Source organism: Pseudoduganella sp. jia 9, from assembly GCF_055502615.1.
This window is the reverse complement of the sequence record NZ_JBUPWE010000024.1, coordinates 1-24967: the sequence shown is the minus strand read 5'-3', so window position 1 is coordinate 24967 and position 24967 is coordinate 1. Positions and strand designations below refer to the sequence as shown.

Here is a 24967-nt window from a genome sequence, read left to right as displayed (position 1 = left end):
GAGTGCACATGATTGACCTGACCACGATGAGCAGCGCCGAGCTGCAGACCTGGGTGATCGACCTGCTGGCCGAGATGTTCGAGCTGGACAAGGCGACGCTGACGGCCGAGTCGAACCTGTACGAAGACCTGGACATCGACAGCATCGACGCCGTCGACCTCGCCGTCAAACTGAAGCAGCTGACCGGCAAGCGCCTGCAGCCGGAAGTGTTCAAGACGATCCGCACGATCGGCGACGTGGTCGACGCGCTGGCCGGCATGACGGAGCCGGTGGCCTGAGCGGATGCTGAGCAATGTCGTGGCCGTGGCCCTCACGGTGCTGTATCCGCTTGCCATCTGGCTGGGCCATGGCCGGTTCGAGCCGCGCTGGCTCGCGCTGCTGCTGCTGCTGGCCGCCGCCGCGCGCCTGCCGGCACTGAAGATATCGGGGCCGGCACGCTGGTCGGTGGCCGGCGCGCTGGTGCTGGTCGGCTGCGCGGTGTGGAGCAACCTGCTGCTGCCGCTGAAACTGTATCCGGTGCTGGTCAACCTGGCGCTGCTGGCGGCCTTCGGCGCCAGCCTCGCCACGCCGGTTTCCGCCATCGAGCGGATGGCGCGGCTGTCGGGTGAAGAGTTTCCTCCGATCGCCAGCGCCTACATGCGCACCGTCACCCAGGTATGGTGCGGTTTCTTTGTTTTCAATGGCGCCGTGGCGCTGGGCACGGCACTGTGGGCCAGCGACGCGGTATGGTCGCTGTACACGGGCCTGGTTTCCTACATCCTGATGGGGGTGCTGTTCGGCGGGGAATTCCTCGTGCGGATGCGCTTCAAGCGACTGCATCATGTCTGAATCGCTGGTCTCGTTGCCATCGCTGGCCGTTCGGCTTGTCGCACGGCCGTCTTCCATTCCCGTCGGCGTGCGCGCCGGCGCCGCCGTCGGCACGGGGGATTTCCTCGCGCGCCTGGAGGCCTGGCGCGCGCTGCTGCAACAGCACGCCGGCAGCCGCTTCGCGCTGTATCTCGAAGACAGCATCGAATTCGCCGCCGCGCTGCTGGGCGCCTGGCAGGCCGGCAAGACCGTGTGGCTGGCGGCCGACACGCTGGACGCCACCTGCGCCAACCTGCGCGAACACGTGCACGGCTTCCTCGGCGAGTTCCCGGCCGCCTGCGCGCCGCTGGCGCCCGGCGGCGCCGCTTCCGCTTCCCCGGCAACGCTGCGCGAACTCGACCCCGAAGCCGATGCGCTGGTGGTGTTCACCTCCGGCAGCACCGGCACGGCGCAGGCCATTCCCAAGAAGCTGCGCCAGATGGCCAGCGAAGTCGCCACGCTGGAAGCGCTGTTCGGCGCCCGCGCCGGCGACGCCGCGGTGATCGCCACCGTCTCGCACCAGCACATCTATGGCCTGCTGTTCAAGGTGCTCTGGCCGCTCGACACCGGCCGGGCGATCCACGCCGCCAGCATCGCGTTTCCCGAGGCGCTGGCACCGGCGCTGGCCGCGCAGCGCTGCGTGCTGGTCGCCAGCCCGGCGCACCTGAAGCGCCTGCCGGCGCACCTGGACTGGCACGCCGCACGGCACAACGTGGCGGCGGTGTTCTCGTCCGGCGGCCCGCTGCCGGCCGATACCGCGCAAGCCTGCGGCAGCCTGTTGGGCAGCGTTCCCACCGAAGTATTCGGCAGCTCGGAAACGGGCGGCATCGCCTGGCGCCGGCGCGCCGCCTTGCCGGCGGTCGGCGACGATGCCTGGACACCATTCCCCACCGTGGCCTGGCGCCTGAACGAAGGATTCCTCGAGGTGCGCTCGCCGCATCTGCCGGATGACGGCTGGCTGCCGCTGGCCGACCGCGCCCAGGCATTGAACGACGGCCGCTTCCAGCTGCTGGGCCGGGGCGACCGGATCGCCAAGATCGAGGAGAAGCGCATCTCGCTCGATGCCATCGAAGCCGCGCTGCTGGCATCGGGCCTGGCGGCGGAAGCGCGGGTGGCACTGTGCGAGCCGGAACCCGGCCAGCGCCAGGTGCTGGCCGCTTTCGTGGTGCCGACGGCGGCCGGCCGCGCCGTGCTGGAGCAGCAAGGCAAGCTGGCGCTGAACGCACGCCTGCGCGCCGTGCTGGCCGGCGTGGTGGACGCGGTGGCGCTGCCGCGCCGCTGGCGCTACCTCGACGCCATGCCGGTCAACGCGCAGGGCAAGACCACCGTGGCCGCGCTTCTCGCGCTTCTCTCTCCTCCCGCTCTGCTCGCTCCGGCGCCCGCCCGGCCGCTGTTGCCGCTGGTCCGCGAGATCGAGCGCGATGGCGATGGCCGCCGCGTGCTGCTGGAAATCGTCGCGCCGGCCAGCCTGGCGTACTTCGAAGGCCACTTCACGCAGGCGCCGATCCTGCCCGGCGTGGCGCAGGTGGAATGGGCGATCCGCTTCGGCCGCGACAACTTCGCGCTGCCGCCCGCATTCCGGGCGATGCATGCGCTGAAGTTCCAGCATGTGATCCAGCCGGACCTGCCGGTGCAGCTGGAACTGCTGCACGATCCGGCCAAGGGCCAGCTGTCGTTTGCCTACCGCTCGCCGGCCGGCCAGCATGCCAGCGGCCGCATCCTGTTCCACGCGGAGCCGGCGCATGCCTGACCACGCGTTCAACCCTTGCGTGGTGGTTCCCGTCTACAACCACGAGGGCGCCATCGGCGCCGTCACGGCGCGGCTGCTGGCGCACGGCCTGCACTGCGTGCTGGTCGATGACGGCAGCACGGCTGCCTGCGCCCGCGTGCTGGACGATATCGCCGCGTCCGAACCGCAACGCGTCACGCTGGTGCGCCTTGCCGTCAACGGTGGCAAGGGCGCCGCCGTCATGGCCGGCATGGCCCGCGCCACCGAACTGGGTTACAGCCACGTGCTGCAGATCGATGCCGACGGCCAGCACGATACCGCCGACGTGCCGCGCTTCCTGGAACAGGGCAGGGCGCGGCCGGATGCGGTGATCTGCGGCTGCCCGGTGTACGACGACTCGGTGCCGAAGGCGCGGCTGTACGGGCGCTATGCCACGCACGTCTGGGTGTGGATCAACACGCTGTCGTTCGACATCCGCGATTCGATGTGCGGCTTCCGTATCTATCCGGTGGCGGCGATCAACGCGCTGGCGGCGCGCACGCGGCTGGGCCGCCGCATGAATTTCGATACCGACGTGCTGGTGCGGCTGTACTGGCGCGGCGTGCGGATCGTCAACCTGCCGACGCGCGTGCGCTACCCGGAAGATGGCGTCTCGCACTTCCTGGTCTGGCGCGACAACGTGCTGATCTCGGCCATGCACACGGCGCTGTTCTTCGGCATGCTGCCGCGCATTCCGCTGCTGCTGGCGCGCAAATGGCGGCGCAGGTGAGGAGGTCCCGATGAATACGGCCAACGACAGCCGGCGCCACTGGGCCTCGATCGACGAGGTCAGCTTCGTGGCCGGCATGCGCTTCCTGTTCTGGATCTGCCGCATGTTCGGCCGCTGGCCGTTCCGCGTGGCGCTGTACCCGGTACTGGCGTGGTACCTGCTCACGCAGGGCCGGGCGCGGCGCGCCTCGCGCGATTACCTGCGCCGGGTGCGCGCCCACACCGGCAAGGCGGTACCCGGGGTGCTGGCCCATTTCGCCAGCTTCGGCGAAAACCTGCTCGACAAGCTGCTGCTGTGGGGCGGCCTGTACCGGCTCGACGGCGTGAAGTTCCACGGCGCGGACGTGATCGAGAACGCCATCGCCCGGGGCACCGGCGGCGTACTGGTCTGCGCGCACCTGGGCAACGTGGAGCTGACGCGCCTGCTGTCGCGCCAGCGCAATGACATCAAGTCCACCGTGCTGGTGCATACCAAGCACGCGCAGGCGTTCAACCGGCTGATGGGCAAGCTCAATCCGGAAAGCCAGACCAACCTGCTGCAGGTGACGGAGATGACGCCGGCCACGGCGATGCTGCTGTCCGAGCGCATCGGCCGCGGCGAATTCGTCGTCATCGCCGGCGACCGCGTACCGGTCTCCGGCAACGAACACGTGGCCACCGCCGATTTCATGGGCGCGCCGGCGCCGTTCCCGGTCGGCCCCTACCTGCTCGCCGGCATCCTGCAATGCCCTGTCTACCTGTTGTTCACGGTCTGCGTTAACGGCGTCACCGAGGTGCACATCGAACATTTCAGCGACGGCGTGCGGCTGCCGCGCAAGGGACGCAGCGCGGCGCTGGCATCGATGGCGCAGGGCTACGCGGCCCGGCTGGAGCACCATGCCGCGCGGGCACCGCTGCAGTGGTTCAATTTCTACGACTTCTGGCATTTGCCGGAACACGGCATACCGGAAGAAAAAGAGGGAAACAACGATGCAACTCGCTGACAAATTCGCCGTCACGCACAGCCAGGCCGCGCGGCGCGCCGTCCGCTTCGACCGGGAACGGCTGACGATCGAAGACATCGTCGATATCGCCCACGGCCGCGCCGGCGCCGAACTGTCGCCGGACCCCGCGTTCCGCGCCGCCATCGCGCGCGGTGCCGACTTCCTCGACCGCCTGCTGCGCGAGGATGGCAATGTGTATGGCGTGACGACCGGCTATGGCGATTCGTGCACGGTGGCCGTGCCGCCCGAACTGGTGCCGGAACTGCCGCACCACCTGTATACGTATCACGGCTGCGGCCTTGGCGAATACTTCGATCCGGCGCAGACGCGGGCGATCCTGGCGGCGCGGCTGGCATCGCTGGCCAAGGGCTACAGTGGCGTGTCGGTCGAACTGCTGCTGCAGATCACGCGCCTGCTCGATGCCGGGCTGCTGCCGCAGATCCCGTCCGAAGGCTCGGTGGGCGCCTCCGGCGACCTGACGCCGCTGTCGTACCTGGCGGCCGTGCTGTGCGGCGAGCGCGAAGTGTGGCGCGACGGCGAGATCGTCGACGCGGCGGTGGCATTGCGCGAAGCCGGCATCGCGCCGCTGCGCCTGCGCCCCAAGGAAGGCCTGGCGATCATGAACGGCACCGCCGTGATGACGGCGCTGGCCTGCCTGGCCTACGACCGCGCCGGCTACCTGGTGAAACTGGCGACCCGCATCACGGCGCTGGCCTCGTACACGCTGGACGGCAACGCCCACCATTTCGACGAAGTGCTGTTCTCCGTGAAACCGCACCCCGGCATGGGGCGGGTGGCGGCCATGCTGCGCGAAGACTTGCCGACCACGGTGTGGGAACGCAATGGCAAGCGACTGCAGGACCGCTACTCGATCCGCTGCGCGCCGCACGTGATCGGCGTGCTGGCCGATGCGATGCCGCTGTTCCGCGCCAATATCGAGAATGAATTGAACAGCGCCAACGACAACCCGCTGATCGACGGCGACAACGAGCGCGTGCTGCACGGCGGCCATTTCTATGGCGGCCACATTGCCTTCGCGATGGACGGCATGAAGAATGCCGTGGCCAACGTGGCCGATCTGCTGGATCGCCAGATGGCGCTGCTGGTCGACGCGCGCTACAACAATGGACTGCCCGCCAACCTGTCCGGCAGCACGGGCCCGCGCGCCGCCATCAACCACGGCCTGAAGGCGCTGCAGATCAGTGCCTCGGCATGGACCGCGGAGGCGCTGAAGCTGACGATGCCCGCCTCGGTTTTCTCGCGCTCGACCGAGTGCCACAACCAGGACAAGGTCAGCATGGGCACCATCGCCGCGCGCGACTGCCTGCGCGTGCTGGAATTGACGGAGCAGGTCGTGGCGGCCCTGCTGGTCACGGTGCGGCAGGGCGCCTGGCTGCGCGGCCGCGCCAATCCTGAACTGGCGCTGCAGCCGCACATGGCGGCGATGATCGAGGCGCTGGACATCGCGCCGATCGACGAGGACCGCCGGCTGGACGGCGAACTGCGCTCGCTCGTCGCCCGCATCCGTGCCCAGGCCTGGGAGCTGTATGCGTAAAGTGAAGGAAAGCCGCTGGTTCGCCGAAGTCGACATGGAAGTCCAGTTCTACGACCTGGACCCGATGGAGATCGTCTGGCACGGCAATTACGTGAAATACCTGGAAGTGGTGCGCTGCGCGCTGCTCGACAAGATTGGCTACAACTACCCGCAGATGAAGGCATCCGGCTATGCATGGCCGGTGATCGACATGCACCTGCGCTACGTGGCGCCGGCCACCTTCGGCCAGAAGATCCGGCTGCGCGCCGATATCGTCGAGTGGGAAAACTGCCTGAAGATCGATTACCTGATCACGGATGCGGCATCCGGCAAGCGCCTGAACCGCGCCACCACGACGATGGTGGCGGTGAACATCGCGACGCAGGAAATGTGCTACGTGTCGCCGCCCGTGCTGCTGGAGAAACTGGGACTGCAATGAAGAAAATTTTGATGACCGTCGCGCTGGCGTTGCCGGCATTCGCCGCTGCTGCCAGCACCCCTGCCAACGCCAACGCCGCCGTGCCGGTGGCGAAGATCCAGGCAATGCTGGCCAAGCCGCCGGTGATGTGCGGCCGCTTCGACCAGAGCAAGACGCTGGCCGGCATGAAGAAGCCGCTGGCTGCCAACGGCCGCTTCTGCGTGGTGCAGGAAAAGGGCGTGCTGTGGCGCACGTTGCAGCCATTCCCGAACACGCTGCGCCTGACCCGGGGCGAGATCATCCATTACCAGGGCGATCGCGTCGCGATGCGCCTCGATGCGAAGACGGAACCGACGGTGCGCATGATCAACCAGGTCCTGTTCTCGCTGCTGGCCGGCGACCTGGCGCAGCTCGAACAGCTGTTCAAGGTCGACGGCACCGTCGGCGCCGACAGCTGGAATGTCACGCTGGTGGCGCGCGAACCCGCGCTGGCCAAGGCGATCGGCACGATCCGGCTCGATGGCGGCGCCTACGTGAACAATATCGTCATCAGCGAAGCCTCGGGCGACCGCACCAGCATCGTGTTCTCGAAGATCGAATCGGGCGCCAGGGCGTTGAGCCCCGAAGAGGCGGCGCTGTTCCAATGATGGCGAAAGGGCGCGCGCTCGCTGTGCTGTGGCTGGTTGTCGTGGCCCTGCTGCTGGGCCATAACGGCTACCTGTGGCTGGTCAAGCGCATCGTGCCGGACACCGACATCATGGCGCTGCTGCCGGTGCAGGAACGCGACCCGATCCTGCAGCGCTCGTTCGCCCACATGGTCGACGCGGCCCAGCAGCGCGTGATCGTGCTGGTCGGCGCCGCCGACTGGGACGATGCGAAGCGTGCCGCCGATGCGTACCGCGCCGTGCTGGCGAAGCATCCCGACGTATTCGGCGCCGCGGACACCGGCGCCAGCGTGCAGGCCGAATGGCTGTCGCTGTTCCAGCAGCACCGCCTGGTGCTGATGTCGCCGGCCCAGCAGGAGCAATTGCAAAGGGAGGGTACGGCGTTCTGGACCCAGCAGGCCCTGGCGAAGCTGTACGCGCCGTTCGGCGGCCCCAAGCTGGGCGCATGGCAGGACGATCCGTTCGGCCTGTTCTCCGGCTGGGTGCAGGAGCGCGCCCAGGAAACGCCAGTGCGGCCGCGCGACGGCCACCTGTTCGTCGCCGACGATGAAAAACAGTATGTGTTGCTGCCGTTGACCCTGAAGGTGCCGGCCCTGTCGATGACCGCGCAGGACCGCGTGCTGCCGCTGCTGCAGGAGGCGGTGGCCGCCGCCCGGCAAGCCGCGCCGCAGGCACGGGTGATCCAGGCCGGCGTGATCCTGCATGCCGCCCATGCCGGTGCGCAGGCCAGCCGCGAGATGCACACGATCGGCGCCGGCTCCATCGCCGGCATCGTGCTGCTGGTGTGGTTCACGTTCCGCTCCCTGAAGCCAATCGCGCTGATCCTGCTGTCGATCGGCGTCGGGCTGCTGGGCGCGCTGTCGGTGTGCTGGCTGCTGTTCGGGCAGCTCCACCTGATGACGCTCGTGTTCGGCGCCAGCCTGGTCGGCGTGGCGCAGGATTACGGCGCCTACTTCCTGTGCAACCGGCTTTCCGCCGGTGCGTCGGTGGATTCGCGCGCCTTGCTGAACAAGCTGTTGCCGGGCCTGTCGCTGACGCTGGCGGCGGCCGTCATCGGCTACATGGGCCTGGCGTTGACGCCATTCCCCGGCCTGCGCCAGATGGCCGTGTTTTCCGCGCTGGGCCTGGTCTTCGCGTGGCTGACCGTGGTGTTCTGGTTCCCGCAACTGATCGGCCCGCACAGCCTGAAGGGCGGTGCCCTGGTGCACGCGTATGGCCGGACGCTGGCGCGCTGGCCGCTGCTGCGCGCCGGCGCCGGCACGTGGATCGCGGTGGCGCTGTTCGGCGCCGTGGCGGTATTCGGCATCGCGAAACTGGGTGCCAACGACGACATTCGCCTGCTGCAGAATCCGCCGAAGCACCTGGTCGACGACCAGATCAAGCTGGGCAAGCTGCTCGATGCGCCAACGCCGGTGCAGTTCTTCCTGGTGCGCGGCGATTCGGCCGAAACGGTGCTGCAGCGCGAGGAAGCGCTGAAGCTGCGGCTCGACCGGCTGGTCGCCGCCGGCCAGCTGTCGGGCTACCAGGCCATCTCGAACTGGGTGCCGTCGGTGCGCACGCAGCAGGAACGCCGCGCGCTGGTCGACCTGAAGCTGCTGGGGCCGGAGGGCCCGCTGGCCGCCGTGGCGCGGCAGGCCGGCGAGGATGCGGGATGGATAAAGGCAACGGCCGGTGCCTTGCGCGCGGCCGGCGCGCCGCTCGGCATCGATGCCTTCCTGCGGGCGCCGGCCAGCGAGCCGTGGCGCCACCTGTGGCTCGGCAAGGAGCACGGCGAATACGCCAGCATCGTCGCGCTGCGCGGGCTGTCGATGGCCGCCGTGCCGCAGGTGCGCCCGCTGGCCGACGGCCTGGCGGGCGTGCAATGGGTCGACAAGGTGGCGGAGATCTCGTCGGTGCTGGGCCGCTATCGCGTCAACATGGGCTATGTGGTGCTGGGTGCCTACTGCGTGGTGTTCGTGCTGCTGCTGCCGCGCTACCGGGGCCGGGCCTGGCGCGTGATCGCGCCGACCGCGCTGGCCAGCGTGGCCACGCTCGCCATCCTCGGCTACGCGGGCCAGAACCTGCAGCTGTTCCACGTGCTGGCACTGATGCTGCTGCTGGGGGTGGGTGTCGACTACGGCATCTTCATGCAGGAGCAGCCCCGGCGCAAGGACACCACGGCCTGGCTGGCCGTGGGCCTGGCGGCGGCCAACACGCTGCTGGGGTTCGGGCTGCTCGGCCTGTCGAACACGCCGGCGCTGCAGGCGTTCGGGCTGACGATGTTGCTGGGCACTCTGCTGGTGTGGCTGGCGGTTCCCTGTTTCGGTGTATCGACCTTCAATAAAGAGAAAAACAATGCAGATGCAATTGGAATCAGCTGACATCCTGGTCGTCGGTGCCGGCCCCGCAGGCTCGGTGGCCGCGGCGCTGCTGCGCAAGCAGGGCCGCCAGGTGCTCGTCATCGAGCGCGAACAGTTCCCGCGCTTCTCGATCGGAGAGAGCCTGCTGCCGCAGAGCATGCAGTACCTGGAAGAGGCGGGCATGCTGCGCGCCGTCGTCGAGGCGGGATTCCAGTACAAGAACGGCGCGGCCTTCATGAAGAACGGCGTCTACACGGACTTCGATTTCCGCGACAAGCATTCGGAAGGCTGGGGCACCACGTACCAGGTGCAGCGCGCCGACTTCGACCACCTGCTGGCAAGGGAAGCTGAAAAGCAGGGCGCCGAGATCCGCTTCCGCCACGAAGTGCTGGACATCGAACCTGGCCGGCCGGGCGGCCGTTCGCTCGTCACCGTGAAGAATCCGGACGGCGAACAGTACCAGGTCGATGCGGGTTTCATCCTCGATGCCAGCGGTTTCGGCCGCATCCTGCCGCGGCTGCTGAAGCTGGAAACGCCGTCGAACTTCCCGGTACGCGGCGCCATCTTCACGCACGTGCAGGACGGCATCGGTCCGGACGCCGGTTTCGACCGTAACAAGATCCGCGTCACCGTGCACCCGAAGCACGGCAACGTGTGGTTCTGGACCATCCCGTTCGCCGGCGGCCGCTGCTCGCTGGGCGTCGTCACCGAAACGTCGTACCTGGAGCAATACCAGGGTTCGCCGACGGAACGGCTGCGCATGATCGTGGCCGAGGAACCGTCGCTGGCCGCGCTGCTGGAAAACGCCACCTGGGACACGCCGGCGCGCCAGATCACCGGCTACTCGGCCAACGTCGACAGGCTGTGGGGCGAGGGCTACGCGCTGCTGGGCAATGCCGGCGAGTTCCTCGATCCGGTGTTCTCGTCCGGCGTGACGATCGCGGTGCGCTCGGCCAGCCTGGCCGCCGCCGCGCTGAAGCGGCAGTTCGCCGGCGAAACGGTGGACTGGCAGGCCGACTATGGCGTGCCGCTGCGGCGCGGTGTCGACACCTTCCGCGCGTTCGTCGAATCGTGGTACGAGGGCGGTTTCCAGACCATCATTTTCCACGAGCGCCAGCAGCCTGAAATCCGCCGGATGATCTCGGCGATCCTGGCCGGCTACGCGTGGGACCAGTCGAATCCGTACGTGAAGGAGACGGCGCGCCGCCTGGCCGCCCTGGAGGCAGCGTGCAAACTGGGATGAATGCGGGGCTGAATTCGCGGCTGAAGGCGCGGCTGGCGCTATGCGTGGCTGCGCTGGCGCTGGTGGCCGGCTGCGCGTCGGCCCCGCCGGCACCGGCCCGGCTCGGGCTCAAGCTGCAGCCGGCCGCGCTGGGCCAGTCGATCAGCGTGCAGCAGCACCTGAAGGTGGAGCGCGCCGGCCGCATCGACGACATGGACGTGGCCCTGCAGGTGGAGCCGGAAGCGATCGACATGGTCGGCCTGGCGTTCGGCCAGCGCGTGCTGACGGTGCGCTACGACGGCAAGGAAGTAAAGGAATGGCGGCACGCGATGCTGCCGCGCCAGGTGCGCGCGGAAGACGTACTGGAAGACATGCAGCTGACCCTGTGGCCGATGGAAGCGGTGGCGCGGGCGCTGCCGCCCGGCTGGCGCATCGCCGAGGAGGGGCGAGGCAGTGGCCTGCAGCGGACGCTCTACCTGAACGACGAGCCGATCATGCGCATCGCCTACAGCGGCAGCCCGCGCTGGAGCGGAACGGTCGTGCTGGACAACCTGCGGTATAAGTACCGGTTGACCATACAGTTCGCCGCCGAATAAACCGCCGTGTACAAAGCTTTATGAATGCAATGAACGTCTACCTGAACGAGTGCGGCATCGTCTGCGCACTGGGCACCGGCCTCGAGGAGGTGCGGGCGAACCTGTTCGCCGGTATCTCGGGCGTGCGGCCCAGCGCGGCATGCTCGCCGGGCCGCGAGCTGCCGCTGGGGCAGGTGCGTGGCGCGCTGCCGTCCGTCGCCCACCTGCCGGAGGCGCAGCGTAGCCGCAACAACGCGCTGGCGCTGGCCGCGCTGGCACAGATCCGGCCGGCCGTCGAGGCGGCCGTGGCGCGTTTCGGCGCCGGCCGGGTGGGCGTCATCGTCGGTACCAGCACGTCCGGCATCGCCGAAACGGAAAAGGCGCTGCTGCATCGCGCCGCGCATGGCGAGCTGGCGCCCGAATTCCATTACGGCCAGCAGGAAATGGGCTCGCCGGCCGCCATGCTGTCCGACGAGCTGGGGATCGCGGGGCCGGCCTATGCGCATTCGAGCGCGTGCTCGTCCAGCGCCAAGGCCATGGCCAGCGCCGCGCGGCTGATCCGCATGGGCCTGTGCGACGCGGTGGTGGCGGGCGGCGTCGATTCGCTGTGCGCCTTCACGGTGGCCGGGTTTTCCGCGCTGGAGTCGGTCAGCGCGGCGCGCTGCAATCCGATGAGCGCCAACCGCAACGGCATCAATATCGGCGAAGGCGCCGCGCTGTTCCTCATGACGCGCGAACCGGCGGCGGTGCGGCTGGCGGGGTGGGGCGAGTCGTCCGACGGGCATCACATGTCCGCGCCCGATCCGGCGGGCGCCGGCGCGCGCATCGCGATGAACGATGCGCTGCGGCGCGCCGGCCTGCAGCCGGCCGACATCGACTACGTCAACATGCACGGCACGGCCACGCAGCAGAACGATGCAATGGAATCGAAGGTGATCGCCGGCCTGTTCGGCTGCGAAGTGCCGGCCAGCTCCACGAAGCCGTTCACCGGCCACACGCTGGGTGCCGCGGCGGCGATCGAGGCCGCGCTGTGCTGGCTGGCGCTGCAGCCGGAAAACGCCAGGGGCGCCATGCCGCCGCATTTGTGGGATGGCGCGCCGGACCCCGCGCTGCCGGCGCTGAACCTGGTGCCGGTGGGCGCCACGCTGGGCCGGCCGCTGCGCCACGTGCTGAGCGCCTCCTTTGCCTTCGGCGGTTCCAACGCCGTGCTGGTGCTGGGCCGCACGGCGGCGCCAGCGCCCGGAGATGAAGCGGCCCTTCCACCGGTCGCCGATGTTCTCCCGCATTCCGGCCCGATGGTGCTGCTCGACCGGCTGGTCAGCGTGGCCAGCGACGACCTGTGCGCCGAGGTGACGATCCGGCCGGATAGCATGTTCTGCGACGGCGCGGCCGTCGGCGCCTGGGTCGGCATCGAATACATGGCGCAGGCGATCGCGGCGCACGCCGGCTGGCTGGCACGGCGCCGGGGCGATCCCGTCAAGGTGGGTTTCCTGCTGGGATCGCGCAAGTATGAAGCGGGCGTTCCCGCATTCGCGGTGGGCAGCGTGCTGCGCGTGCATGCGCATCGCGCGCTGCAGGGCGATAACGGCCTGGGCGCCTTCGAATGCAGGATCGATGCGGATGACCGCACCGTGGCAACGGCCACCGTGACGGTTTTCCAGCCCGACAATGTCAATGAGTTTCTTTCAGGTGGAACAGCAGCATGAGTACCGAACAATCCAATAACAAGCCCACCGGCAAGGCCCTGAGCGTGCTGGTGACGGGATCGTCGCGCGGCATCGGCAAGGCGATCGCGCTGCGCCTGGCGCGCGACGGCTATGACGTGGTGCTGCATTGCCGCGGCGCGCGCGCCGAGGCCGAGGCGGTGGCGGCACTGATCGCGGACATGGGCCGTGGTGTACGCGTGCTGCAGTTCGACGTGAGCGACCGCGCCGCCACCGCCGCGGCGCTCGAGGCGGATATCGCCGAACACGGCTGCTACTACGGCGTCGTCGCCAATGCCGGCATCGCCCGCGACAATGCCTTCCCGGCGATGTCCGGCGAGGACTGGGATCTCGTGCTGCGCACCAACCTGGATGGCTTCTACAACGTGCTGAACCCGCTGGTGATGCCGCTGGTGCAGCGCCGCAAGCCGGGCCGCATCGTCACGCTGGCATCCGTGTCGGGGCTGATCGGCAACCGCGGGCAGGTCAACTACAGTGCCGCCAAGGCGGGCATCATCGGTGCCACCAAGGCGCTGGCGCTGGAACTGGCCAAGCGCGCGATCACGGTCAACTGCGTGGCGCCTGGCCTGATCGATACCGACATGACGAGCGAGGTGCCGATGGACGAGGCGCTGAAGATGATCCCGGCGCGCCGCGTCGGCAAGCCGGAAGAAGTGGCCGCCGCGGTCAGCTTCCTGATGGGCGAGGATGCCGGCTACATCACCCGGCAGGTCATTTCCGTCAACGGCGGCCTGGCATGAACCGCCGCGTCGTCGTTACCGGCATGGCCGGGATCAGCCCGATCGGCAACGGGTGGGCCGCCGTGCGCCAGCGGCTGGGCGAGTACCGCAACGCGATCGTGCGCATGGAGGAGTGGGCCAGCTACGAGGGCCTGAACACCAACCTGGGCGCGCCGGCCGCGCCGTTCGAACTCACCGCGCGCTACAACCGCAAGACCACGCGCAGCATGGGCCGCGTGGCGCTGATGGCCACCCGCGCCAGCGAACTGGCCCTGCAGGATGCCGGGCTGCTCGACCATCCGCTGCTGACCTCGGGCCGGATGGGCGTATCGTTCGGTTCTTCGGCCGGCACGCCCAGCGCGATCGGCGACTTCGGCCGCATGATGGAAGACCGCACCACGAAAGGCATCAACGCCACCACCTACATCAAGATGATGGCGCATACCGCGCCGGTCAACATCGGCGTGTTCTTCGGCATGACCGGCCGGGTATACACCACGTCGTCGGCCTGCACCTCCGGCAGCCAGGGCATCGGCTATGCGTATGAAGCGATCAGGAGCGGCGCGCAGACGGCCATGCTGGCCGGCGGCGCCGAGGAACTCGACGCCACCGAGGCGGCAGTGTTCGACACGCTGTTCGCAACCAGCACGCGCAACGATGCGCCGCACACATCGCCGCGGCCGTTCGATGCGCAGCGCGACGGCCTGGTGATCGGCGAGGGCGCCGGCGCGCTGGTGCTGGAGGAACGCGAGCATGCGCTGGCGCGCGGCGCCACGATCCACGCCGAACTGGTGGGCTTCGGCACCAACAGCGACGGCGTGCACGTGACCCAGCCGAACGCGGCGACGATGAAGACGGCGATGCTGCTGGCGCTCGAGGATGCCGGCCTGGAACCGGCCGCTATCGGCTACATCAACGCGCACGGCACGGGCACGGCGCAGGGCGACGTGGCCGAATCGCACGCCACGCAGCAGGTGTTCGGCGGCACCGTGCCGATCAGCTCCCTGAAAAGCTACATGGGCCACACGCTGGGCGCCTGCGGCGCGCTGGAAGCCTGGATCAGCATCGAGATGATGCGCGAGGGATGGTTCGCGCCCACCGTCAACCTCGACGCGGTGGACCAGCAATGCGCGCCGCTCGACTACATCGTCGGCGAAGGCCGCGCGTTGCAGTGCGAGTACGTCATGTCGAACAATTTCGCGTTTGGCGGCATCAACACGTCGCTGATCTTCAAACGCGTCTAGAGAACCAGGCGACTCACCCGGATTCAAGTTTCACTCACCACAGCAAAGGAAGAAAAATGAAAAAAACGATGTTGACGCTGGTCCTGGCGGCTTCGGCCACCGCTGCCGCCCTGCCTGCCGTTGCGGCCGACCGCCAGATGATGATGCCGATCGAAGGCGCCATGAACGTGAACGATGCAAAGGGACGCCTGGGCGATACGGTGAAGTTCTACTTCGGCGACCAGAAAACGCCGGCCGTAGCGTCGAAGATCACGTCCGACAGCACCAGCCAGAAGACCAACAGCGTCGGCAAGTCGCCGGAAGAAGCCTGCAACTGGGCCTTCCTGTCCGCCATGCTGGCGCTGAAGAAGAAGGCCGACTCGGTGGGCGCCGATGCGGTGGTCAACATCGTCAGCAACTACAAGCACAAGGAAATGTCGAGCCAGACCGAGTTCGAGTGCCATGACGGCAATATCGTCAGCGGCGTGGCCCTGAAGGCCGATTTCGTCAAGCTGGCCAAGTAAGGTGGCGGCAGCCGCGCAGGTCTGGCTGGCCCGTATCGACGGGCTGGACGAAGCGCGGCTGGCATCGTACGCGCTGTGGCTGGGCGCGGGCGAACGGGAACGCAGCTTCGTGCGCGAAGCGCGCCGGCGCCAGTTCATCGCCGCGCGGGCACTGCTGCGGATCGCCATCGGCGACCTGCTGGGCGTGCCGGCGCGGTCGGTGGAGCTTGGCGGGGCTTCGGGCCGCGCGCCCTGGCTGCTTGCACCGGCGGCGGCGCTGCCGGGGCTGTCGGTGTCGCACAGCGGGCCGTGGGTTTCCTGCGCGCTCAGCGTGGACACCGCGCTGGGGCTGGATATTGAAATGAAGGATGCGGGGCGCGATATCGCCGCGCTGGCCGGGCAGGCGTTCGATGCCGCCACGTGCGCGCGGCACGCGGCATTGCCGGAGGGCGCGCGGGTCGATGCGTTCTATGGCGCGTGGAGCGCGCAGGAGGCCGGCATCAAGCTGGGCGTGGCGGCGGGTGCCTGTTACCCGCTGCCGCATGGGGAACTGGCGGTGGTGGTGTGCAGCGCGGAGCCGTTGGCGGTGGTGCCGCGGCTGGAGGTTGTGGACCTGTGAGGCAATTGGTGTCCGACACCACAAGACGGTGTCCGACACCAGGCGCTACAGTGCATTCGACACCTGGCAAGCCTACTGCCACAGCCAGTTCCACAACCCCGGCAGCCTTGGATGCTCGTCGGCGCTGTCGACGGTGCTGGCCAGCGCGGCCCGCTCCAGCGCACCGCGCTCGTCGTAGAACGGCGTGGCGGCAACGGGGATGTCGAGTTCGCGCGCGACGTCGAGCAGGATGCGCAGGTAGACCTCCAGGTTGCGCGCCGTGTAGCTGTTCACGTCGTGGAAGGTGACGACGACCGGCGTGTGGCCGTCCACCGTGTGCATGGCGCCGGCGGCCCAGCGCACGCGGGTCTCGGCGAGCATGGCGAGCATGTTGGAGCGCTTGTGCCAGCTGAAGTTGACGCCCCAGATCTTGCCGTCGTTGGCGTTCAGGTCCGTCAGCAGCATGCGCAGGCCGTGGCGATGGTAGCTGTCCAGCGTGGCGGCGTCGTAGGCCCAGAACGGCGGGCGCACCAGCAGCGGTGCGCTGCCGGTCAGCGTGCGCAGGTCGTCCACGCCGCGGCGCAGCGATGCGTCGCGTTCGGCGGCGTCCATGAAGCGGTGGTTGGCATGCGTGGCGGTCGCCGAATGCAGCGCCACAACGTGGCCGGCTTCGTGTTCGCGCCGGATCAGCGCGCGGCCGGTGTCGGTGCCGCCGCCGTGCCAGTGGCGCGTCTGCGTGAAGAAAACCGCCTTGATGCCGGGCTGTACGGCGTTGTTGGCGAGGGTGTCGAGCACGCGCACGGTGGGATTGTCGCCATTTGAGCCGCTGGGGCCGTCGTCGAAGCTGAGCAGGAAACGAACGGGAGCCGGCGTGGCCGGCGCCGGCGGGACAGCGGCCGGTGCGGAGGAAATCGCAGGCGGTACCGGCGGCATGGTTACCGGCTCCTGCTGCGCGTGTGCCGAATGCGCAGCGGCGGCAAGAATGAAAATGATGAGTTGTCGGATCGGCACGATCGGCACGCTGGCGGCTCGGATGAAAACGGGCTGCATTATAGATTGGTCATCGCGGGCCCGCCCGCACGAAATTTGAGGAAATTTGTATGAATGTTCAATCCCAGGAAGTGCAGCCGCCAGCGCGGGCGCCCGCGGAGCCGCACGTGCCGGAAACGGAATTCGGCAAATGGTTCCTGCGCACCGAAACCTGGACCGTGCACGTGCTGGAGCGCGCGCTGGCCGACCTCGATCTCCTGCTGCCGCCCGGCCGCAAGAGCTTCGATGTGGTGGCCGATGTCGGCTGCGGCTATGGCCGTTCGCTGCCCAAACTGCACCAGCGCTTCGCGCCGAAGCGGCTGATCGGCATGGACATCGATCCGGAGATGATCGAGGCCTCGGGCAGGGAAGTCGCGCAGCACGGCATCGCCGCCGAATTCGTCTGCTGTTCCAGCTCGAACATCGCCTTGCCGGATAACTCGGTGGACCTGCTGTTCTGCCACCAGACCTTCCACCACCTGATCGACCAGGAACGCGCGATCGCGGAATTCTTCCGCGTGCTGAAGCCGGGCGGCGTGCTGCTGTTCGCGGAATCGACGAAGCGCTACATCCACTCGTGGATCATCCGGCTGCTGTTCCGCCACCCGATGGATGTGCAGAAGACCGCGCCCGAATACCTTGCCATGGTGCGCGGCGCCGGCTTCGACGTGCCGGACAGCGCCGTGTCCTACCCGTTCCTGTGGTGGAGCCGCGAAGACCTCGGCATGCTGGAACGCGTGTTCCGCATCAAGCCGCGCGCCGTGCGCGAGGAAACGCTGATCAACCTGGTAGCGCGCAAGCCCTGACCGTCGCGACCGGACAGCCGGCCGCGCGGCCGGCATCCCTCAGTCCTCAAGGCTCCACACATAATCCATCCGCGTCCACGACTGCTGCGGCACGCCATCCACAGTGCCGGGCTGGAAGCGGCACAGCGACAGCCCCGCCAGCGCGGCGCGATCCAGGTCGCGCACGCCGCTCGATTTCTCCACCCTTGAATCGGCCACCCGGCCATCGGTACCGACCAGCAGCGCCAGCGTGACGGTGCCCGTGTCGCCATTGCGCAGCGCGCTGCGCGGATACTCGGGCCGCGTGCACGCTCTGGCATCGACGACGGCAGCCACGCGCACCGGCGTCTTCGGGGCTGGGTCGACCTGCCGCGCCGGCTCCGCCGTGCCGCTCGTCGCCGTCGCCACCGCCGGTTCGCTGGCCGGCCTGGTCGCCATCGTCACCGGGTCGGCCGGCACCGGAACGTCCACCGGCAGGTCGGGCACGGCGATCGTGGTCGGCGGCAGCTTGACCGGATCGGGCATCGGCACGGGCGGCGGCGGTGGTGGGGGCGGCGTTTCCGTCACCGGGAGCAGGTCGATGACGTCCGGTGGGGCGCGCCCCACCAGCACCGTTGAATTCTGCACGGCGATGAAGGCCACCACGGCGTGCAACAGTATGACGACGGCGATGCCGGTGGGGTTCCTGCGTTGGTTAGCGAAGTTCATGCCATTCTCCTTGCCGGGGTTGGGAATCTGTTTTGCTACGTGCTAGAAGTATACTATTCCATCTAATAGCAAAAATGGAAGGGGTTAACGCGCAATCCTGTCCCATGTTATTCTTCTACCTACTGGTAATTAGGTTTGCGTGGAGGTGGAAATGACGAAGGCGAAGGAAGAGCGCATCCGCGTGATGCTGGCGGACGACCATCCGATCGTGATGACCGGGTTCGCGATGTCCCTGGCGGGACCGGATATCGACGTGGTGGCGCAGGCCAGGAACCCGGAAGAAGTGCTGGAACAGCACGCGGCCCTGCGGCCGGACGTGCTGGTGCTGGACATCCGTTTCGGTGAAGCGCTGACTGGCCTCGACGTGGCGCGCGACATCCTCGGGCGCGACCCGGAAGCGCGCATCGTGTTCCTCACGCAGTTCGACCAGGACAGCCTGGTCAAGGAGTGCTACCGGATCGGCGCGCGCGCCTTCATCACGAAGGATTGCGATCCGGAGGAGCTGGCGGCGGCGGTGCGCCGCGCGCATGCTGGCGCCCTGTACTTCATGCCCCGCATCGCCGAACGGCTGGCCAGCCTGTCGGTGCAGGGCGATGCGTCGCCGCAGTCGCTGCTCGACGAACGCGCGCTGGAGATTTTCACGCTGATGGCCGAAGGGCTGACCAATGCGGAAATCGCCGAACGGCTGGACGTGTCGTCGAAGACGATCAGCAATGCCAGCCAGGCGATCAAGGACAAGCTGGGCGTGCACCGCGCGGCCGACATCACGCGCCTGGCCGTGCGCTACGGCCTGCTGCAACCCTGATGCTGGCGTTCCTGCGCCGCCACTGGAGCACGCGCGCGCGGCTGCTGGCGATCACGCTGGCGCCGCTGGTGGCACTGTGCCTGGCGCTGCTGTGGTTCAGCTACCAGTCGCGCCAGGATGAAGTGCGCGCCGAACTGGCCGAGCGGGGCACGCTGCTGGCGCGGGTGCTGGCCGACAGCAGCGAATACGCGGTGATCTCCGGCCAGCATGACGAATTGCGGCGCAGCGTGCGCGGCGTGCTGCAGGCCGACACGGCGATCCTCGAAGTGGCCCTGTTCGACGCACGGCGGCGCGAGCTGGTGCGGCTGCGCGGCCGTGCCACGGGTGCACCGGAGGGCCGCTACTACGAGGCGGCCGTGCTGAAACGGCTGGTGTGGCTGAACATGCGGGCGCCGGACGGCCGCGTGGTGTTCGGCGCCGCCAACGGGGCGCAACGGCCAGCCTTTGAAACGGTCGGCTACCTGCAGGTGCGCATGACGGCGGATGCGATGCTGGCCCGGCAGGCGGAGCGCTTTCGCCTCGAACTGCTGGCTGCCGCGATCGGTCTTTCACTGTGCGGCGCGCTGGCCTGGCAACTGTCCGAAGGCTTCGATACGTCACTGCAGGCATCGATGCGGGCGCTGCGCGAGGCGGACGCCGAGAAGCGCCGCCTGCTGCGCCGCCTGAACACGGCGGTGGAACAGGAGCGGCAGAGCATCGCGCTGGAGGTGCATGACGAACTGAATGCGTCGCTGATCGCCGTGCGCCTCGAATCGCAGCGCATCGCGGCGCTGGCGGCGCAGGCGGCGCCGGCGGAAGTGGCGCAGGAGATCGCGCGCCGCGCCACTTCGGTCACGCAGCTGGCGCTGGCGCTGTACAACAACGGCAGGGCGCTGGTGCGCCGGCTGCGGCCCGAGGTGCTCGACATGCTGGGCCTGCAGGGCGCCGTCGAGGAGATGGTGCGGCAGGTCGACGACAGCCAGCCGGATTGCCGCTTCGCTTGCAGGATCGAAGGCGACATGGCGGGCGTGGAGCCGGAGCTGGCGATTTCCGCCTACCGGATCATCCAGGAAGCGCTGTCGAACATCGTCAAGCATGCCGGGGCGCGCCATGCCTCGGTGGTGCTGGCGCGGCAGGACGATGCGCTGGCCATCGAGGTGCGCGACGATGGCGTGGGCCTGCCGGGCGTGCGCACCGACGGCATCGGCATCGCCGGCATGCGCGAGCGCGTGCATGCGGTGAACGGCAGCTTCTCGATTGGCAGCGACAGCGGAGGGAACGGCGGCGGCACGCGCATCGCGATCCGGCTGCCGCTCGCGTAGCGGCCCGCTGGATTGCATGTTCGCCAGCGTGTTGTTCCATCCGGCGATGTGCGGTATGTTGTCGGTTCCATCGATCCTCCCGCCTGCCCATGAGCCAGACAAACCCCGACGCTCCGCAGCATGCCAGCCAGTTCGCATTGCTTGGACAGCGCCGTTTCGCGCCGTTCTTCTGGACCCAGTTCCTGGGCGCCTTCAATGACAACCTGTTCAAGACGGCGCTGATTGTCGTGCTCACGTTCGATGCCGCCAGCTGGACGACGCTGTCGCCGTCGATGGTGACCAACCTGATTCCCGGCCTGTTCATCCTGCCCTACGTGCTGTTCTCGGCGACGTCCGGCCAGATCGCCGAGAAGTTCGAGAAGTCGCGGCTGGTGCGCTTCATCAAGTGGGCCGAGATCGCCATCATGGGCATCGCCGCCATCGGCTGGATGACGCACAGCCTGTGGCTCCTGGTGCTGGCGATCTTCGCGATGGGCACGCACTCCACGCTGTTCGGTCCCGTCAAGTATTCGTACATGCCGCAACAGCTGAAACCCGAGGAACTCACCGGGGGCAACGGCATGGTGGAGATGGGTACCTTCGTCGGCATCCTGCTGGGGCAGGTGTTCGGCGACGTGTTGGTGATGCATGGCTCGCTGGGCATTCCGGTGGTGGCCGCGGGCACCGTCGGCTTCGCGGTACTCGGGCTGCTGGCCAGCTACCGGATTCCCGTCACGCCGGCGCCGATGCCGGACTTGCGGATCGCCTGGAACCCGTTCAGCGAAACGGTGCGCAACCTGAAATACTCGGCGGGCAACCGCACCGTGTTCCTGTCGATGCTGGGCAATTCGTGGTTCTGGTTCTACGGCGCGATGGTGCTGGCGCAGTTTCCGGTGTACGCGATGACGTACCTGAAGGGCGACCATAGCGTGTTCGTGCTGCTGCTCACGGTGTTCTCGCTTGGGATCGGCGCCGGCTCGCTGCTGTGCGAAAAGCTCTCCGGCCGCAAGGTGGAAATCGGCCTGGTGCCGTTCGGTTCGATCGGCCTGTCGCTGTTCGGCATCGACCTGTATTTCGCCAGCCAGGGCTACGGCGCTCCCGCCGCGACCACCGTGGATGCGTTCGGCATGCTGGCGCAGCCGGGCAGCTGGCGCATCGTGTTCGACGTGGTGATGATCGGCGTGTTCGGCGGTTTCTTCATCGTGCCGCTGTTCGCCCTGATCCAGCTGCGCTGCGATCCGAAGCACCTGTCGCGCACGATCGCCGGCATGAATATCCTGAACGCGCTGTTCATGGTGGCCGCGGCCGGCGTGGCGATCCTGCTGCTGGGGCAGGGCCTGACGATCCCCGAACTGTTCCTGGCCACCGCCATCATGAACGGCATCGTCGCCGCCTATATTTTCTCGCTGGTGCCGGAGTTCCTGATGCGCTTCCTGGCCTGGCTGCTGATCCACACGGTACACAAGGTGAAGGTGATCGAGTCTGGCCGCATCCCCGAGCATGGCGCCGCGGTCCTGGTGTGCAACCACGTCAGCTATGTCGATGCGATCGTGATCATGGCGGCGAGCCCGCGGCCGATCCGCTTCGTGATGGACCATCGCATTTTCAGCACGCCGCTGCTGGGCTGGATTTTCCGCACCGCGAAGGCCATCCCGATCGCGCCGGCCAAGGAAGACCCGTGGCTGCTGGAGAAGTCCTACGTGGACATCGCCCGCGCGCTGCACGAGGGGGAGCTGGTGTGCATCTTCCCGGAGGGGCGGCTGACGACGACCGGCGAAATGAACGAATTCAAGGGCGGCATCGCCAAGGTAATCGAACGCTCGCAGGTGCCGGTGATTCCGATGGCGCTGCGCGGCCTGTGGGGGCACCTGCTGTCGCGCAGCCGGGACAATGTGTTCGAACGCGCCTTCCGCAAGGGCCTGCGTTCGCGGCTGGCGCTGGCGGTGGGGCAGCCGGTGGCGCCGCATGCCGCCACGCCGGAGCGGCTGCAGGAGGAAGTGCTGGCGCTGCGGGGTGACTGGAAATGATCGGGACAAAGAAGGAAGCAAGCGCGTGGCCGCTCGTACAACTCGTTACAAATACATCACACGAGTTGCACATTCCTTTCTAAAATGTTGCCTCCGTTCCCCTGCACAGAAAAGAGACGAATCAATGACCCGTACCTGGAAAGCCGCTTTGTCGGTAGCGACCCTGGCCCTGCTGGCCGCCTGCGGCGGCGATGACGACGATCCGGCAGGCACCTCCACCGGCGGCGGCACCGGCTCCGCCTATTCGGTGGTGCTGACGCAGGACTTCAAAGTGGAAACCGGCGGCTGGGTCGGCGAATCGAGCGACTACACGACCGATACCGCACCGGCCAACGTGGTCTTCGAACTGCGCGACATCAGCAGCTTCAGTTCCTCCTACAAGGACACCAAGGCTTACTACGTCAGCGGCACCAACCGCAGCGACGACCTGCTGCTGTACGTGAAGAAGCAGATCACCGGCCTGGTGGCAAACACCGAATACACGTTCGCGGTAACGTCGATGAACCTGCTCAGCAACGCGCACTCCGGCTGCATGGGCGTGGGCGGCGCACCGGGCGAATCCGTGTACGTGATCGCGGCGGCTTCGCCAACGGAACCGAAACCGGTCACCACCAACGGCGACACCCGCCTGAACATCGACCGCGGCAACCAGGCCACGCCGGGCCCGGCCTCGATGGTTCTGGGGAATATCGCCAATGGCCTGCCATGCGACGGCTCGGCGACCTACGCCTCGAAAACGGTGCGTAACACCGCCGGTGTGCGTGTGAAGACCGACGGCGAAGGCAAGGCCTGGGTGCTGCTCGGCATCGACTCCGGCTTCGAAGCCACCACCGGCATCTACCTGCAGAACGTGACGATGACGTTCGTGCCCTACGTCCCTCCGACGACAACGACCTGATCCGGCGCTTCCGCCAGACAAGCCTCCCCGCCACCGGCCGGGAGGCTTTTTATTTGCCGCTAACTGCTGAGCTGGTTGCAAAACAACACCGGGGACAGTCCCCGATTTTTTACAACACCTGCTGAGAACCCCAATTGGGCACCAATAACGGTGTATGCCGACAATTCCGCAGAGATAACGCACTCGCTACAACTGCTGTGCTGGTTGCTATGCAACATCCGACAGCGTGGGGGACTGTCCCCGAATTTTTGGCAACAGAATGTTAGCGCTCACTAATTCATGACTCCAAAGTCAGTTAGTGCGAGATTTGCCGAAATGTATTAGAATGATCGTTCATTCTACCGAGCATCCCCTCAAAACCAGAAGGTTCAGTCTTTATGAACAACACGCTCTCCCGCCCGCCGCTGCGTTCGGCCGGCATTCTTTTCCTCGCATGCGCGGCGGCGCTGACCGCCGGCTGCGACTCCGACAAGCAGCAACAGGCCGGTGCGCCGGGCGGCAAGATGCCGCCGCCGCAGGTGGCCGTGTACACCGTGAAGCAGGAAGCGCTGCCGGTGGTGACCGAACTGCCGGGCCGCACGTCCGCGTTCCAGATCGCCGAAGTGCGCCCGCAGGTGGCCGGCATCGTGCAGAAGCGCCTGTTCACGGAAGGGGCCGACGTCAAGGCCGGCACCCAGCTGTACCAGATCGATCCGGCCACGTACCAGGCGTCGTTCAGCGCCGCCAAGGCCGCGCTGGCGCGTGCCGAAGCGAACCTGCTGACGGCCGGCCCGAAAGTGAAGCGCTACAAGGAGCTGGTGGAAATCGAGGGCGTGAGCCGCCAGGATTACGACGACGCGGTCGCCGCCGAAGCACAGGCGCGTGCGGACGTGGAATCGGCCAAGGCGCAACTGCAGACGGCCCGCATCAACGTCGAGTACACCAAGGTGCACGCGCCGATTTCGGGCCGCATCGGCCGCTCGAACGTGACCCCGGGCGCGCTGGTGACGGCCGGCCAGGAAACTGCGCTGACCACCGTGCAGCAGCTGGACCCGATCTATGTCGACGTGACGCAATCCTCGGAAGACCTGCTGCGCCTGAAGAAATCGCTGGAGGGCGGCGGCGTGACGAAGGCCGAAGGCAAGGTCACGCTGAAGCTGGCCGACGGTTCCACGTATGCACAGGCAGGCAAGCTGCAGTTCGCCGACGTGGCCGTGGACCCGGGCACCGGCAACGTGACGCTGCGCGCGCTGTTCCCGAACCCGAAGCATGACCTGCTGCCGGGCATGTTCGTGCGCGCCGTCGTCGAGAACGGCGTCAACGAGCAGGCCATCGCCGTGCCGCAGCAGGGCGTGACCCGCAACCAGAAGGGCGAAGCCACCGCGCTGGTGCTGAACCAGCAGGGCATCGTCGAGCAGCGCGTGATCGCCACTACCGGCACGCTGGGCGACAAGTGGCTGGTGAAATCCGGCCTGGCCGCCGGCGACCGCGTGATCGTCGAAGGCATCCAGAAGGTGAAGCCGGGCGCGCCAGCAGTGGTTGCCGCTCCTGCCGCACCCGCCGCGGCCAGCACCGCCGCCGCCAAGCCGGCCGCCGCCGCTCACTAAGCA

Annotated in this window: 24 protein-coding genes and 1 pseudogene; 23 read left to right on the top strand and 2 right to left on the bottom strand. The window is 67.7% G+C overall.

Annotated features, from left to right (window positions below; genetic code table 11):
* The first annotated feature begins 8 nt into the window (after positions 1-8).
* The 17 genes and pseudogenes from ACY34H_RS26580 to ACY34H_RS26500 all read left to right on the top strand — a co-directional run bounded on the left by ACY34H_RS26580 (position 9) and on the right by ACY34H_RS26500 (position 15867).
* The gene (locus ACY34H_RS26580) at positions 9-278 is read left to right on the top strand and encodes an acyl carrier protein (protein WP_464980438.1); all 270 of its coding nucleotides are present in this window, start codon (positions 9-11) and stop codon (positions 276-278) included.
* A gap of 4 nt (positions 279-282) precedes the next feature.
* Positions 283-828: a COG4648 family protein gene (locus ACY34H_RS26575; RefSeq protein ID WP_464980437.1), complete on the top strand. Its 546-nt coding sequence runs from the start codon at positions 283-285 to the stop codon at positions 826-828.
* Complete coding sequence (locus tag ACY34H_RS26570) at positions 821-2596, top strand: ApeI family dehydratase (protein ID WP_464980436.1); 1776 nt, start codon at positions 821-823, stop codon at positions 2594-2596. The genes ACY34H_RS26575 and ACY34H_RS26570 overlap by 8 nt, the downstream gene beginning before the upstream one ends.
* Complete coding sequence (locus tag ACY34H_RS26565) at positions 2589-3344, top strand: glycosyltransferase family 2 protein (RefSeq protein ID WP_464980435.1); 756 nt, start codon at positions 2589-2591, stop codon at positions 3342-3344. Before ACY34H_RS26570 ends, ACY34H_RS26565 begins: the two co-directional genes overlap by 8 nt.
* Positions 3345-3354: 10 nt before the next feature.
* On the top strand, positions 3355-4326 hold the full coding sequence (locus ACY34H_RS26560; protein ID WP_464980434.1) for an LpxL/LpxP family acyltransferase: 972 nt from the start codon (positions 3355-3357) through the stop codon (positions 4324-4326).
* On the top strand, positions 4313-5881 hold the full coding sequence (locus tag ACY34H_RS26555; RefSeq protein WP_464980433.1) for an HAL/PAL/TAL family ammonia-lyase: 1569 nt from the start codon (positions 4313-4315) through the stop codon (positions 5879-5881). Before ACY34H_RS26560 ends, ACY34H_RS26555 begins: the two co-directional genes overlap by 14 nt.
* Positions 5874-6299 carry an acyl-CoA thioesterase gene (locus ACY34H_RS26550; protein WP_464980432.1) on the top strand — a complete coding sequence of 142 codons (426 nt, stop codon included), beginning with the start codon at positions 5874-5876 and terminating at the stop codon, positions 6297-6299. Before ACY34H_RS26555 ends, ACY34H_RS26550 begins: the two co-directional genes overlap by 8 nt.
* Entirely contained in the window at positions 6296-6925 is a 630-nt protein-coding gene (locus tag ACY34H_RS26545) for an outer membrane lipoprotein carrier protein LolA (protein ID WP_464980431.1), read from the top strand. Before ACY34H_RS26550 ends, ACY34H_RS26545 begins: the two co-directional genes overlap by 4 nt.
* Positions 6925-9303, top strand: coding sequence for an MMPL family transporter (locus ACY34H_RS26540; RefSeq protein ID WP_464980492.1), 2379 nt, complete (start codon positions 6925-6927; stop codon positions 9301-9303). Before ACY34H_RS26545 ends, ACY34H_RS26540 begins: the two co-directional genes overlap by 1 nt.
* On the top strand, positions 9284-10525 hold the full coding sequence (locus ACY34H_RS26535) for an NAD(P)/FAD-dependent oxidoreductase (RefSeq protein WP_464980430.1): 1242 nt from the start codon (positions 9284-9286) through the stop codon (positions 10523-10525). Before ACY34H_RS26540 ends, ACY34H_RS26535 begins: the two co-directional genes overlap by 20 nt.
* Positions 10526-10545: 20 nt before the next feature.
* Positions 10546-11100 carry a DUF3261 domain-containing protein gene (locus ACY34H_RS26530; protein ID WP_464980491.1) on the top strand — a complete coding sequence of 185 codons (555 nt, stop codon included), beginning with the start codon at positions 10546-10548 and terminating at the stop codon, positions 11098-11100.
* Positions 11101-11129: 29 nt separating this feature from the next.
* A pseudogene (locus ACY34H_RS26525) lies at positions 11130-12305 on the top strand (beta-ketoacyl-ACP synthase); the annotation flags it as partial.
* A complete protein-coding gene (locus tag ACY34H_RS26520) occupies positions 12285-12785 on the top strand; it encodes a hotdog family protein (protein ID WP_464980490.1) in 501 nt (166 codons plus the stop codon). The pseudogene ACY34H_RS26525 and the gene ACY34H_RS26520, both read left to right, overlap by 21 nt.
* Complete coding sequence (locus tag ACY34H_RS26515) at positions 12782-13543, top strand: 3-ketoacyl-ACP reductase FabG2 (protein ID WP_464980429.1); 762 nt, start codon at positions 12782-12784, stop codon at positions 13541-13543. The genes ACY34H_RS26520 and ACY34H_RS26515 overlap by 4 nt, the downstream gene beginning before the upstream one ends.
* Positions 13540-14766: a beta-ketoacyl-ACP synthase gene (locus tag ACY34H_RS26510; RefSeq protein WP_464980428.1), complete on the top strand. Its 1227-nt coding sequence runs from the start codon at positions 13540-13542 to the stop codon at positions 14764-14766. The genes ACY34H_RS26515 and ACY34H_RS26510 overlap by 4 nt, the downstream gene beginning before the upstream one ends.
* Positions 14767-14822: 56 nt before the next feature.
* On the top strand, positions 14823-15269 hold the full coding sequence (locus ACY34H_RS26505; RefSeq protein WP_464980427.1) for an excinuclease ATPase subunit: 447 nt from the start codon (positions 14823-14825) through the stop codon (positions 15267-15269).
* A 1-nt stretch (position 15270) separates the two neighbouring features.
* Complete coding sequence (locus tag ACY34H_RS26500; protein WP_464980426.1) at positions 15271-15867, top strand: 4'-phosphopantetheinyl transferase family protein; 597 nt, start codon at positions 15271-15273, stop codon at positions 15865-15867.
* A 72-nt stretch (positions 15868-15939) separates the two neighbouring features.
* Here ACY34H_RS26500 and ACY34H_RS26495 read toward each other — a convergent pair whose 3' ends face one another.
* Complete coding sequence (locus tag ACY34H_RS26495; protein WP_464980425.1) at positions 15940-16779, bottom strand: polysaccharide deacetylase family protein; 840 nt, start codon at positions 16777-16779, stop codon at positions 15940-15942.
* 167 nt (positions 16780-16946) lie between these two features.
* Here ACY34H_RS26495 and ACY34H_RS26490 point away from each other — a divergent pair, with 167 nt between their 5' ends.
* Positions 16947-17681: a class I SAM-dependent methyltransferase gene (locus tag ACY34H_RS26490; RefSeq protein WP_464980424.1), complete on the top strand. Its 735-nt coding sequence runs from the start codon at positions 16947-16949 to the stop codon at positions 17679-17681.
* Between the two features lie 39 nt (positions 17682-17720).
* Here ACY34H_RS26490 and ACY34H_RS26485 read toward each other — a convergent pair whose 3' ends face one another.
* On the bottom strand, positions 17721-18368 hold the full coding sequence (locus ACY34H_RS26485; protein ID WP_464980423.1) for an energy transducer TonB: 648 nt from the start codon (positions 18366-18368) through the stop codon (positions 17721-17723).
* A 151-nt stretch (positions 18369-18519) separates the two neighbouring features.
* Here ACY34H_RS26485 and ACY34H_RS26480 point away from each other — a divergent pair, with 151 nt between their 5' ends.
* The 5 genes from ACY34H_RS26480 (at position 18520) to ACY34H_RS26460 (ending at position 24964) form a co-directional block, all read left to right on the top strand.
* Positions 18520-19173: a response regulator gene (locus ACY34H_RS26480; RefSeq protein WP_464980422.1), complete on the top strand. Its 654-nt coding sequence runs from the start codon at positions 18520-18522 to the stop codon at positions 19171-19173.
* Complete coding sequence (locus ACY34H_RS26475; RefSeq protein ID WP_464980421.1) at positions 19173-20474, top strand: ATP-binding protein; 1302 nt, start codon at positions 19173-19175, stop codon at positions 20472-20474. The genes ACY34H_RS26480 and ACY34H_RS26475 overlap by 1 nt, the downstream gene beginning before the upstream one ends.
* Positions 20475-20563: 89 nt before the next feature.
* A complete protein-coding gene (locus ACY34H_RS26470) occupies positions 20564-22480 on the top strand; it encodes an MFS transporter (protein WP_464980420.1) in 1917 nt (638 codons plus the stop codon).
* Between the two features lie 124 nt (positions 22481-22604).
* Positions 22605-23378, top strand: coding sequence for a hypothetical protein (locus tag ACY34H_RS26465; protein WP_464980419.1), 774 nt, complete (start codon positions 22605-22607; stop codon positions 23376-23378).
* Between the two features lie 377 nt (positions 23379-23755).
* Positions 23756-24964, top strand: coding sequence for an efflux RND transporter periplasmic adaptor subunit (locus ACY34H_RS26460; protein ID WP_464980418.1), 1209 nt, complete (start codon positions 23756-23758; stop codon positions 24962-24964).
* Positions 24965-24967: the final 3 nt, after the last annotated feature.